General features: G+C 44.4%; 9 protein-coding genes. 8 read left to right on the top strand and 1 reads right to left on the bottom strand.

All coding sequences use genetic code 11. The features are described from left to right. Window positions 1–152: 152 nt before the first annotated feature. Window positions 153–758 carry a GNAT family N-acetyltransferase gene (locus QF049_RS07485; protein WP_307536171.1) on the bottom strand — a complete coding sequence of 202 codons (606 nt, stop codon included), beginning with the start codon at window positions 756–758 and terminating at the stop codon, window positions 153–155. Between the two features lie 945 nt (window positions 759–1,703). Here QF049_RS07485 and QF049_RS07480 point away from each other — a divergent pair. The 8 genes from QF049_RS07480 to QF049_RS07445 all read left to right on the top strand — a co-directional run bounded on the left by QF049_RS07480 (window position 1,704) and on the right by QF049_RS07445 (window position 13,399). Then, complete coding sequence (locus QF049_RS07480; RefSeq protein ID WP_307536167.1) at window positions 1,704–2,645, top strand: sensor histidine kinase; 942 nt, start codon at window positions 1,704–1,706, stop codon at window positions 2,643–2,645. Further along, complete coding sequence (locus QF049_RS07475) at window positions 2,632–3,276, top strand: response regulator transcription factor (RefSeq protein ID WP_307536165.1); 645 nt, start codon at window positions 2,632–2,634, stop codon at window positions 3,274–3,276. Before QF049_RS07480 ends, QF049_RS07475 begins: the two co-directional genes overlap by 14 nt. Before the next feature lie 155 nt (window positions 3,277–3,431). Then, window positions 3,432–4,310, top strand: a complete 879-nt coding sequence (locus QF049_RS07470; RefSeq protein WP_307536163.1) for a CPBP family intramembrane glutamic endopeptidase — start codon at window positions 3,432–3,434, stop codon at window positions 4,308–4,310. A gap of 204 nt (window positions 4,311–4,514) precedes the next feature. Continuing rightward, entirely contained in the window at window positions 4,515–5,060 is a 546-nt protein-coding gene (locus QF049_RS07465; RefSeq protein ID WP_307536161.1) for an RNA polymerase sigma factor, read from the top strand. Continuing rightward, window positions 5,047–5,769 carry a hypothetical protein gene (locus QF049_RS07460; protein ID WP_307536159.1) on the top strand — a complete coding sequence of 241 codons (723 nt, stop codon included), beginning with the start codon at window positions 5,047–5,049 and terminating at the stop codon, window positions 5,767–5,769. Before QF049_RS07465 ends, QF049_RS07460 begins: the two co-directional genes overlap by 14 nt. Window positions 5,770–6,010: 241 nt before the next feature. Continuing rightward, entirely contained in the window at window positions 6,011–6,793 is a 783-nt protein-coding gene (locus tag QF049_RS07455; protein WP_307536157.1) for an alpha/beta fold hydrolase, read from the top strand. A 650-nt stretch (window positions 6,794–7,443) separates the two neighbouring features. Beyond that, a complete protein-coding gene (locus tag QF049_RS07450) occupies window positions 7,444–11,715 on the top strand; it encodes a discoidin domain-containing protein (protein ID WP_307536155.1) in 4,272 nt (1,423 codons plus the stop codon). Between the two features lie 19 nt (window positions 11,716–11,734). Beyond that, window positions 11,735–13,399, top strand: coding sequence for an RICIN domain-containing protein (locus tag QF049_RS07445; protein WP_307536153.1), 1,665 nt, complete (start codon window positions 11,735–11,737; stop codon window positions 13,397–13,399). Window positions 13,400–13,525 lie beyond the last annotated feature (126 nt).

Genomic DNA, 13,525 nt, shown 5'->3' with positions numbered 1-13,525 from the left:
TATCCCAATAGCTGCTCAAATACTGACGCTAAAGATGAATGGAGGGATGTCGAGGGACAAGAACATATTATCATTGCCGAAAAGGAAAAGAACATTGTGTCATTCACCGGGAAAATATCGCGTACTTCTTTTAATTTCTTTCGGACAAACATCTATTTCGTGTTTTTTGGCGAGTATTTTATATGGATCATATGCTCAAGAGTGCTTTTAACCTCAGGCCAGTCGTTATCTGTAATGCTATAAAAAACATTATCATGAAATCTACCTTGAGTGTCCCGCCTATGCTTCCTAAATATGCCTTCTTTAGTTGCCCCAATCCGTTCTATCGCTCGCTGTGACCTTATGTTATAGCCGCTGATGGAAAATTGCACGCGGACTAGCGCTAATTGTTCGAAGCAATAATTTAACAGTAAAAACTTACATTCCGTATTTACACCTGTACGCCAGTAAGTTGGTGTTAGCCATGTCCAGCCGATTTCCGCATTTTGATTGATCATATCAATATCTCCGATTCTTGTGGTTCCAATAATTTTTTTCGACATGAGTTCGACGATGACAAAAGGGAGTTGAGTGCCATGAAGCTGGTTTTGAATGGCTTGTTCGATTAAATGTTTAATATCATCAGAAGTTGCATTTTTTCTCCAAGTAAATTCCCATATACTTGGATTCATCAGTGTTTCAAGTAAATCTTCTTTATGTTTAGATTCAAAGGGTAAGAGTTTTATTGTCTTGCCTATTAAAGTAACATTTTGATTCATGTCATTTATACCTCCGATGATTCATTATCTTATTACGTGGTGGGATTAGTATATATTTATTGGTATCGGCGTTGAATGCATTAACCGTTGAATTATTGTACTTTCATACATCACAAATTCTCTACAGGTGTTCTATTAAATTGCACTAACGGGAAACGCTAATTGATTCCATGGTCTAAAAATCATCATTAGTTGGGACAACAATGTATCGAGAGACAACAACATAGTCTCATTGAAAGTTTCTAAATTGGTATTAGCGTCTTTTCGTATTATCAGGTTAGCCTGTAATTCCTGGTTGGCCTTTTTCGTGGTCGCTTTACGGTGGCGGCTTTAAAGGCTTGACCTATAAAGCGAAGTTATGGCTTTGGAACCCTCGGGGATTCGTCCGGCTAAATCAAAGATGAGGAGTGAGGAATTGGAACATGTGTAGGCGTGGATGTGGCCAAAGTTTCAAGTGTGGTACAGGCGTTTCGATAACGAGACGTTCCATACGGCAAAGCTGTAGAATCATGCACGGAAAGAGCGGTTTGGTTTTTCCACGGGCGGCTATGCGTTACTCGGTTTGAGCGAACCAGCATTATATGGAGTGCTGCTCCCCAATAAAAAAAGCTTATCATGGCGATTATCGAAGGTAGCGTGGGTGGTGTTTTCGGTGGTATCTTTCTTTCAATAATACTGATGTTTTACTGAAAAATAGTGTAGGATGATGACATGAGGAAGATATTATCTTTTATGGATTGGGGTATTTTTGCTCTTCGTTTGTACCATTACATTTTGCTGTCATCACGGCTGTTTACAGAAAGTGATCTGTCGAACCCCACATGGTTAAACGTCAGTTGGCTAATGGCAGCGCTTTTCGTTCCACTGATATTCTGGTTTCCTCAACGAAGGATGAACAAGGTCTGGTTTTGTATCGCAGAGCTATTACTGGGAGGTTCTTATTATGTGAACTCTGTCATCCATCCGGAACTGACTTCCAAAGCAGACTATCTGCTGCCGAGTCTAATAATGGGGTACTTATTGACCAAGCAGACACTATGGATCATTCCCGCAATTCTATTAATCCCCTTTATCTTCCAGTCTTATTTAAAGTTACCTTGGGAACAAGCCTTTAGTAGCGGGACAGATAATGTGTTATTCTGCTTCATCGGCATATGGGCAAGCTTCGTGGCCAAAGCGTATTACCAGAAAAATGAACTTGTGGTCGAAGTAGAGCAGCAAAATAAGCTGTTAACCCACTACGCTGCTGAAATTGAGAAAATGACTTTGCTTGAAGAACGCAATCGTATGTCCAAGGAACTTCATGATACCCTGGGGCATTCCTTTATCTCCATCATTATGAGTCTTGATGTTTCCATCGCTCTTATGGATCGTAAGCCTGCCGAGGTCAAGGAACGGTTAATTCGCTTAAGAGCACTGGCTGAGCAAAATCTGGACGAAATGAGAAGTATTGTTCATGAGATTGGAGAAGAAGAGGAGTCGAATCTTATACGGCAGGTTGAGGCCCATGTGGCCAATTTTCGGGAACATACAGGAATTCTCCTGACGTTAAATGTACTAGGAACAGAGCTGCACACGCATTTTGAAGTACGACAGGCGATTCTGCGAGTCATCCAGGAGTCTATTACGAACGCACTAAAACATGGAAAAGCGTCTCAACTGGATTTGGAGCTTCAATTTTCCGAATTTGTTCTGCACTTGGTTGTTCGAAATAACGGGAAACCGATTGACAAATTGGAATATGGCTTCGGGTTGACTACGATGAAACATCGAGTTGAGCGCCTGGGGGGTAGCCTGTTTGTATCATCAGAGGTAGGAGCTGAAACGATCACCGAAGTCAGATGTGAAATTCCCCTGAAAGGAGTGGGGCTACATGGGGAAAATTAAAGTATTAATTGCGGATGATCAGGAATTAATTCTGGAGAGCCTCCATATCGTACTGTCCATGGAAGATGATATAGAAATCGTTGGATTAGCTAAAAATGGGGAAGAAGCAGTCCAATGCTGTCATCAGTTTCAGCCCGATATGGTACTGATGGATATTAATATGCCAGTCATGAATGGTGTTGACGCAACAGCTCTGATCAAAGAGAGAATGCCTATAATCAAAGTGATGATGCTGACCTCCTATCAGGAAGTCGAATACGTCATGGCGGCATTAAGCCATGGAGCAGAAGGGTATCTTCTCAAGGCCATTCATCCTAGAGATCTAGCTGCAGGCATACGGGTGGTTCATGCGGGGGGAACGTTAATCTCGCAGGAGATGGCGAGTAAAATGATCAAAAGTATGAATACGGGATCCGCTATTAAACATAATGAATACGGACTTAGTAGCCGTGAGATTGAAGTATTGCAAAAGCTGGCTTCTGGCATGCGTAATCGAGATATTGCAGAGGTTTTGTTTCTTAGTGAAGGAACGGTTAAGAATTACATTTCAACGATTTACTCAAAACTTAATGTAAAGGGAAGACAAGAGGCGGCCCGCAAAGCCAGAGACTCGGGAATCATGAATTACTAAGACTCCCCCCCTAAGAAGCCGGTAACTTATATAGTTGCCGGCTTCTTAGGGGTTAGTCACATGACTTTATCATGACAAAAGTGCACTGTCACTTTATGACTTTTTCAGCCTATGCTCATAACTATCATCAAGCTATAAAGGAGCTGACTCAAGACATGAAGAAAAGATATGCACACAAAGAACATTCGCAGATGGATGAGAAATTAAGTAAATGGAGTTTGTTTTGGCGCTTTCCAATCATCTGGATGATTGTGGGGGCTATCAGCATAATTCTTGTGGATGCGTTCATCCGGCCGCTAGCAGAGCAAGTACCGGGCTTGCTTTCTCTTCTGTTGACACTAACATTGGGCTTTCTGGCCATCATAGTCTATATGCTTACCATGAAATATTTAGCCCGTCGGTCCATTCCTGAGTTATCCAGAAAGGGCGCAGGGGTTGAAGCAGTTATGGGAGCACTAACCGGGGTTATCTTTATTGCCTTATCTGCTATTATTATTGTTTCATTGGGAGGTTACTCCTTTCAATGGGCGAATGATGCGGATACGGTTACTGTTCTAATCGCTTCTGTTGAAGCCGCTTTAGGCGCAGCCATTGTCGAAGAACTTATCTTTCGTGGACTAATGTTTCAAGCCATGAATAAATTGCTGGGAAACTGGGCCGCACTCGCTGTGACTTCTCTATTCTTTGGAATAGCCCATCTTGGGAATACAGGAGCAACATTATGGAGCGCGTTCGCCATAACCTTAGAAGCAGGTGTTCTGCTTGGAGCCGCGTTTATGTGGCGACGGAACCTGTGGTTTGCCATGGGTCTGCACTTTTCCTGGAATGCACTTGAAGGTTTGCTTGGTATTCCTGTTTCTGGACACACTACAGCCGGTCTGTTAATTGTGAAAGTGCATGGTCCTTCACTTCTCACTGGAGGTGATTTTGGACTTGAGGGGTCTTTGGTTCCCGTTATCATCAGCCTTCTGATTACTATTCCCATGCTGTATGGCGCTGTTCGCAATCGCAATCTGCCAACGAATTTTACATGAGCCATATACAGAATTCTATAAGAACTGTACCGAATTGCTTCAGTTTATTAAGCTAACGGGCAGGTTAGCTCAATAAAACACGAAGATAGCCAATCAATTGATTGGCTCTTTTTGTTCACGTAACAGGAATTAATTTTTACCGAACCAAATCCTACTTGAATGTGTATATAAGATGAAAAACATCAAAAAGGGGGGGGAGAAATAATGGCACTCGAAATCACACGTGATGAAGCAGGGCAGCTATTTACCGATTATTCCAAATATATTTATCGAACCGCATTACTGTTAACGAGATCAGAGACACTCGCTGATGACATCACACAAGAGACTTTTATTCAAGTTTTTAGAAAGTTTAATACTTTTGATTCGACTAAGCCGATAAAGCCTTGGATTTACAAAATATCTATAAATACGATGCGTAACATGCTTCGCAAGCAAAAATGGTTAACATTTGTTGGGTATACACCTGAAATAGCTGATAAGGAATTGATTGAGGATATAATTATACAAAATGAAGAATCTATGCTGCTATGGAAAGAAATTGACCAGTTATCATTAAAGAGCAGAGAAATCTTAATACTCCATTATTATACTGAATTAAAGCTAATTGAAGTATCTGAAATATTAGGTGTATCTATAGGTACCTGCAAATCAAGACTGCATACTGCATTGACTACACTTCGCAGACAGATCCTGAAAAGTGAAACCATAGAATCTCGAAAAAGGAGAGCTTCCTATGAGCGAAATTAATCAAACGGAAATCAAACATGCTATACATAACAATATCAAATCTAGCCATTCATCTGTTCTATTCGAAAATGTATGGGAACAATACTCAAATAAAAATATTAGACATAAACATAAAAGGATCTATAGAAAAGGTGTTATTGCTGCATGTATTTTGGGGTTACTATTCTTTTTTGTAGTATTTCAAACACCGGTGCGAGCATTCATAGAACAGTTTTTAGAAGTCAAACTAATTAAGAACGGGAAAAACGCCGAAGTCGGATTTTCCTGGACAGATACTGCAGGCGATACTCGGTTTAAAGTTTCAAATAAAAAAGAGGCAGAGAAGTCGCTTGGGATCTCCATTCCATGGCCGCATCAATTGGAAAAAATGTCTGGTAAAAAAGAAGTTTGGATTAGAAAAGAAAGTGATAAGCCACTGGGGTACGATTATTCTATCCGTACGCAGTATCGTTACTACCAAGTCATTGCGAATTATAATATTAACAGACAGCCTGAATTTTTTGCAAAAACTACCGATGTGGTGGTCATTAAAGAATTATCAATTCAAGGTGGGACAGCTAAATTTATAACCAGTACTGAATTAAATCATGTCCCATACCTTTATTTAGAAAAGGATAATTGGAAAATTGTTATCATTGTGACTAACCACGCGAAGGAAAATATAATTAATGAACAAGAGATTCAGGACTTAGCTTCATCAATTAAATAAATAAAAAGTAGATCTGTCATGATTCTGAGAGAAACTCCTTACTCAAGAAGAGCAGCCAGGCCTACTAGCTTGGATCTCAGTCCTTCTTCATGCTCATCTTGCCCGATTCCTTCAGGCATGTTTTACTTTGATACCTTCTGAGACATTTTAAAATTCCAAGTCAAATCATTGCACCGCGTAAGAGGGATCTTTAGATTCGAAGATAAACAGGATACTATTATCTTATTGAGGAGGATGACAAGTGGAACTTTTTTACGAAATCGAAGGGGATGGATCCCCAATAGTCATGATTCACTCGGGAGGTGTCGACTCAAGGGTGTGGAGGTATATGGTGCCGGAACTAGCGCAATCCTTCAAGGTCATTACCTTCGATGGTCGAGGAACGGGGCGCTCCCCTGCTATGCAAGAGCCAACTTCACTTGTGGAGGATTTGCGCAAACTTCTCGAACATCTCGGGCTAGACCGTGCCACACTTGTCGGCCATTCCATGGGTGGGCAAGTCGCGACTGATTTTACGTTATCATATCCTTCCATGGTTGAACAACTTGTGGTGATTGCCCCTTCATTGACGGGATATGTATATTCGCAGGAATTTACCAATTATATGACATCGGTGAATGCGGCCGCTCCCGATATTTCTAAACTTGTGGAGTTGTCCTTGGCCGGACCGATCTATCGGGCTACGATGGCTAGCCCCCATGGGAGTTTTCTGAGTGAAATGCATGCTCACTACATGGCAAGGGTATTTACCGAGTGGAGATGCTTTGAGGTCCTGTGGCCAGAGCCGCCTACGATTGAACGGTTAGAGAAAATTGCAGTAAGTACTCTATTCATACAAGGAACAATAGAATGGCCGGACATGTATAATATCGCCGAGCACTTCAAGCGTGTCCCTGCAATTCAGTTTGCCGAAATCCAAGGGGCCGATCATATGCTTGTAATAACTCATGCGAAACAACTAGCAAATTGCATCCAACATTTTATACTGGGAGAGCTCGATAATGCCGTGGATCCCAAGAAGTGAATGAACGTATTTGTCAAGCCGCCGAGGGAAATATTCGTACGGCTCCAATGGATATTTTTACCTAGAAAGGATATCACAGTGCTGCGTTAACAATATGCCAAGAGAAGGAATATTCCTGGGAGCATTGACAAGAACATGGTCCGATTACCGATTAGGTGTATATCTAAATAATAAGCGATGTAGTTAAAACCTCACTAAGTACCATATTACATGAAAATGTTCACATTGTATGAGCCAACGGACACCATTGAAAGGTAAACAGGGAGTGGACCATGAGCGTATTAAATCGTCAATGAGAATTAAATTGCGTCAGAACATACAGATCCGGAGGCAAAGATCATTAGAGACTTATTTACTCTGTAAACTCCTGAACTGGCAGAAGGCACAAGCATTAACGATGTTGGTCAAACATCATTTTTCGAGCATCCTTCAGGGTGCTTTTTCTTTTGCACTCATAAAACGAAATGTGAGCTGTTTTAAGCCTGTTTCAGCTAACGCTGCCTTGATGATTTGAAAGATATCTTAACAAATTGAATGATTTTGCAATGGACGCAACTTGTGAAATCCTGCAATGTTATAGAGAATAACGAAACATCAATTCATAACGAATTGAATGGCACACAAGTCTACGACATGAAGGAGGAGTGTAAATGGCATCTCGGCAAAAGCGCGGCTTAAAAAACCAGGCCAAGTGTATTGTAATGTTTATGTTAATCGTTAGTTTGGTTGTAGCGGGTTATCCTTATCCGGTATCTGGTGAGGCATCTCTCAACGAGAATATGGCAGCAGAATATCTGCCAACGATTTATGAGGAAATTGATGCAAGCGGTTTCAAGCATCCGGGAATTGGGCTTACCAAGGACATTCTGGAGAATATGCGTACACAGGTGCTGGCAAAGCAGGAGCCTTGGTACAGTTATTTTAATCGAATGACCGAGTCTGGAGCCGCATCCAGAAACGTTACGTCCAGCAATCAGAGCAGTTCGGATCCGACAAAGCCTGGCAGCGTGAATTTTAACAGCCAATCCTTTAACTCCAAATTTATAGCAGACAGCTTAAAGGCCTACACGCAGGCCATCATGTACTATGTAACAGGGGAACAGGTGTACAGAGCTAATGCGATGGGCATCATCCGAATCTGGTCTCAGATGGACCCGGCAAAATACAGCTATTTCACCGATTCGCATATTCACACTGGAATTCCACTGAATCGGATGGTGACAGCAGCAGAGATTTTAAGATATACGAGCAGCACAACGCAAGATCTGGAATGGACAGATCAGGACACAACAGATTTTAGCAATAATCTCATCTATCCGGTCATTGATACATTCCAGCATCATAACGGGTATTTTATGAACCAGCATCTGTATCCCCTCCTTGGAGCCATGTCAGGATATATTTTCACAGGAAACCGTGACCGTTACAATGAGGGCGTGGAATGGTTTACCGTGAATGAGACCGCTGTGGATCAAGGACAAAATGGCTCGATTAAGCAGTTATTTCGATGGGTGGATACTAATATTCTGACAGGTGAAGCGGTGGTTCCACCGAGAGTTCAGCATGTGGAGATGGGTAGGGATCAGGCCCACGGCGCTGGGGATATCACCAATGTGGAGATCTTGGCCCGCCTGTTGGAAGCACAGGGAACCAAGGTCGATCCAGTCGCAGGAACGGTGTCCAGTGCGGAGAATGCGGTCACTTCCTACGAATATTTGGATCAAAGGATATTGAAGGCGGCCGATTATTTTGCACAGTTCATGCTGGGCCATGATACGCCATGGACACCGGTGGCGGCTCATACGGATGCCGATGGCAATCCGACCATTATCTATAAGGAGCTGGCTGAAGGGTACAGAGGACGTATTGGCGGCAACGTCTATGGTCTCTACTATTATTACAAATATGCGGCAGGCGTAGATATGGAAGAGGAAGCTCCCTACTATGCCGATATGTTTAAGAAGCGACTGCCTTTTTATTGGGAATCTCCAGATGGAGGCGCTGATTATTGGATGTTTATCCCTGCAGAAGCAGCGACTGAAGGTGCAACAACACTTCCTAAAGTATCGACGAATGCGGATTGGAATGAAATGGAACACCGGGCTACAAGTCTGGATTCTCATTCCGAGATCAAACAAGAGGGTGCAACATCCTTTGTAGAGATTACAGCCACGGAAGAAGGGAGTCGAGTCTCCATCGTCAGCACCAGCACTCCCGTCAAAACCATAGGACTGCGAATACGGACCAATGGTACAGCCAAGCTTGTGATCAATGGGTGGGACGATGCTCCTTTGATTTTGCCGAATACCCAGGGACAGTGGAAATATGTAACCTATACCATGCACAACCTGCGAAGTCTAAGTGATCTGACGTATTTCAAAATTCAGGGAGCGGGCACTGTAGTGAATATGGATCACATCCATCTTAAAGCGGGTGAACAGCTGACGCCACCTGTCTTTAACGATAGCGGAACCTCTCTTGATCTGTATTCGTATGTCGGGTCAGATGCTGCATTGCAGTACGATTTTTCTGCAACGGACGCAGGCGCAGGCGACACCGTCACCTACCAGATCGATCATAAGCCTGAGGGGGCTGTGTTTGACGAAAGTAGAGGGGCTTTTTCGTGGAGGCCGGAGCAGGTCGGGACCTATTCCATAGTGTTAGGAGCAACGGATGGAACCTCCATCACAGCCAAAGAAGTCAGGGTCGTTGTGAGCGCTAACCGATCATCTGCCGTTGCTGCAGTAATTGCTCCCTATAACCCGGAAACCACCTATGTATCGGCGAGTTTAACGCACTACAATAACATATATGCTGATATCATGGACGTAATAGCAGCGGCTTCGGATGACGAGTTTTTGCAAAAGCTGGTGGATTTGAGATCTGCGGTAGCAGATCTCCGGGAGTTAACACCGCAGCTTCAGGATGGAAGTATGGACTATTCCAGTATGCTGACTGCCGCAACGTTCTACAATGAAACGCTAAATTTATTGGATAATTACGCGGGGAGTTTTGCATTTTATGGTAACGCCGTCAATTTGACGCACACCATGGATTTTGGACCGGATTATAAGGTGAGTGCAGATGCCTTCTCCCTTCAGGTAAGGGCGAGTTTTCCCGAGCGGATCGGCGGTACTGCGATTTTTGGCTCCAATGATAATGAAAGCTGGACACGACTAACTCCAGAGTTAACTGTCGTGTCTGAAGATATGCAGACACTGGAGGTCAGCGAAGCACACAAGAATACGCCTTTCCGTTTCTTTAAGATTCAGATGATTGAGCCATCCAGTACCATGCTGGAGTTGTCCGAATTCAGAATATTTGGTGAACGCCATGAAACGAATAATAAACTTCAATCGCTCTCAATAAACTCTCCCCAGAGCGTACAGAACCGGGTTGATACAGGCAATACGGTTGTGCTGACCTTTGAATCCACCGAACCGATTCATGATGTGCAGGCTGTGATTCAAGGTAAGGAAGCAACGGTACATTCAACGGATCACCTGAACTGGACGGCATCGGCAGTCATGGACAATCTTGCGCCTACAGGTCCTATCCGCTTTGCCATCGATTACAAAACGGCTAATGGGCTGTCGGTAGGTCCTGCCCTCTTCACGACGGATCAATCTTCGCTGTATTTGGTGAACCAGTCCAAGCTCCTCGATGTATCCAGGCTGGCCACAGTAACAGCTTCGGATAAACAATATGGTACCGGGGGACTGAGCAAGGAACAGGTAGGGTATCTATTGTTCGATGGCAATATGGGCACTTATGGCGATCTGGCTACTGGTGCCGGAGCCTACTATACGGTGGACTTTGGACCAGATGTATCGGTTACCGTGAGCGATATGATGCTGATGCCCAGAGCCTCCTATCCTGCAAGAATGAATGGAGTCGTCCTGCAAGGATCGAACGACAATAACAGCTGGACGAACTTGATTTCAGCCGTCACAGGAACAGCAGAAGGCAAGTGGACTTACATTGGCGGGGACAGAATAATTGATCATGATGCTTACCGATACCTGAGAATTTACAACAGCGCTGCCTGGAACGGTAATGTGGCAGAAGTGGAATTGTACGGACAATATGATATTCGCAGCATCGATTCCAAGGTAGTCAGCCCGGATGGATATACCAAGGGAAGCTATTACAAATACATGCAAGAGGTTGAGCGGATTCGAGCACTCTTTAACCATCCTGCATCCGATCGGCCCGCTTTACTGGAGGAGCTGTACCAAGCTCAAGAGCAGCTGGTTTCTCTTGATTCTCTGCCTGCACAGAAGATCAGCGTAACGCCTTCCATGGTGGCGGCTTCCACGCCAGTCTATCAGAATAAGGGGACCAAAGAGCAGAATGGTTGGCGTGCCGTGGACAGCAATGTCGATACGTTTACCGATACAATGGATGCTGTATCATGGATTGATATTGATTTGGGAGAAAATCAGGCCGAGTCATTATCGAGCTTCAAGTTTTATCCGAGAAACGGTAAGGCCTCAGAAATTACGCGAGTTAACGGAGCTATTCTGCAGGGTTCTAACGATGGTACACATTACACCGATTTGAATACCATCAGCGGGATTAGCAGCGTCCAATGGTATACGGCTCAGATAACCAACGATACAGCGTTCCGATATCTGAGGTACTACTCACCGGGCGGCTATGCCAATGTGGCCGAACTGGAATTGTACAGCAAGCCCACAGACCCAACCCTGCTGGTAAAGCTACTGGAACAAACAGGTACATTAGAGGCGGAAATCTATGATGAGGCTGGGTTTACCGCCATGTTGGCGGCCAAATTACTGGCCACGGAAATAGCGGAAGATGCTGATAGCACCCAAACACAGATTGATTCCGCAGCTAATGAGTTGCTTCAGGCAATACAGGCACTGGTTATCAAGACGGAAACGAACGAAGAAGGATGAAAGGAGTTGCTGGTGCAGGATGAAAAAAACTTTGATTGTTACTATGGTGTTCAGTCTGTGTATGGGGATGTTCGGATTTGGCTTTGCGGCAAAGGCAGAAGCAGCAGCTGAATTTACGCACCCTGGTCTTCTGCATACACAGGCAGATTTCAACCGCATGCAGCAGATGGTTGGCGCAGGTGCGCAGCCTTATCTGGATGGATGGAATCAGCTGCTGAACAGTCCGCTTTCAGAGTCTGGTTGGACTCCGAGTGCGAAGTCTACAATTATCCGAGGGGGGACAGGCGACAATGTCGCCTTGCTGTATAACGATATAGCACGTGCATATCAGAATGCTCTGCGATGGAAAATCAGTGGTAATACGGCTAACGGTGATACTGCCCGTGACATTCTGAATGCATGGTCATCGACGCTAACGACACTCACCGGTAATGCCGACCGTTACTTGGCGTCCGGAATATACGGTTACCAGATGGCTAACGCAGCGGAGATCATGCGGGATTACCATGGGTTCAATGTGACCCAGATGCAAAATATGCTGTTAAATGTATTTTACAAGCCGCTTAATGAACGCTTTCTTATTGGCAATGAATTCGGCGGTGACCACAACGACGCCTACATCCAGAATTACTGGGCGAACTGGGATCTGAGCAACATGGCGGCGACGATTGCGATTGGTATTTTCTGTGACCGCCGTGACATCTATGAAGTAGGCATTGAATATTTGAAGCACGGTAATGGAAATGGCTCCATCTATAACGCAATTCCTTTCCTGCATCCGAACGGGCTTGCACAATGGCAGGAATCCGGACGTGACCAGGCACACACGATATTAGGGATTGGATTGATGGGTGCAATCAATGAAATGGCATGGAATCAAGGGGAAGATCTGTATGGATGGGCGAACAATCGTTTCCTGCGCGCTGCAGAATACGTTGCCAAGTATAACAATGGAGATGATAATGTCCCTTTTGCGACCTATGAATGGGGCTCTGGAACAAACGGTGCTGTTCAGACCCAGACTGTGATTTCGAGTGCGAGCCGTAATGAGTACCGTCCGGTTTGGGAGATGATCTATAACCACTATGCACAACGTAAGGGTCTATCCGTACCCAACATTGCTGCTCGTGCCAACCTGATGAGACCAGAGGAAGGCCCGAACACCGCTTATCCTTCAACGTTTGATCAGCTTGGATTTGGAACACTTCTATATACTCGTCCGGCGGGTAGAGGTGGTTCAGCCACACTTCCCAATGGGAATATAGCTAATGGCACGTACCGATTTGTTGTGCGTCTGGATGGCAAAGCTATGGAAGCAGCGGGTACTTCAAGCGGTGCACAAGTTCGAAAATCCACCTACACGGGGGGAGCCCATCAAAAGTGGAACGTGACTCATCTTGGCGGTGGCCAATACAGTATCAAAAATGTACAGAGCGGGCTTTCGCTGGATGTAGCAAGCGGTGCCTTGAGTCATGGGGCCAACTTTCAATTGTGGAGCAATAATGGCGGTGATAATCAGAGGTTTGCCTTCATTCCTACAGGGCAGGGTTATTATCGAATCACTCCTGTGCATTCGAACAAACCCGCTGACGTGGTGAATGCATCTTCGGCAGAAGGAGCTCTGATTCAGCAATGGAGATTTTTGTTAAGTAGTAACCAGCAGTGGAAGCTCGAACCATCCTAATAATGCATTTTGACGAATCCGCTTGTCTGCAAGAAAGCACGTGTTCAATGTTTATGTCCCGAAGTTCCTATACAAGGAGGCTTTGGGGCATTTTTTTTGCTTTGTTTTGTACCAGATAAGTGCAGG

This window comes from Paenibacillus sp. W4I10, assembly GCF_030816325.1.
GTDB lineage: Bacteria > Bacillota > Bacilli > Paenibacillales > Paenibacillaceae > Paenibacillus > Paenibacillus amylolyticus_B.
Note: the sequence above shows the minus strand (reverse complement) of the source record. Positions and strands in the feature narration are given on the sequence as shown.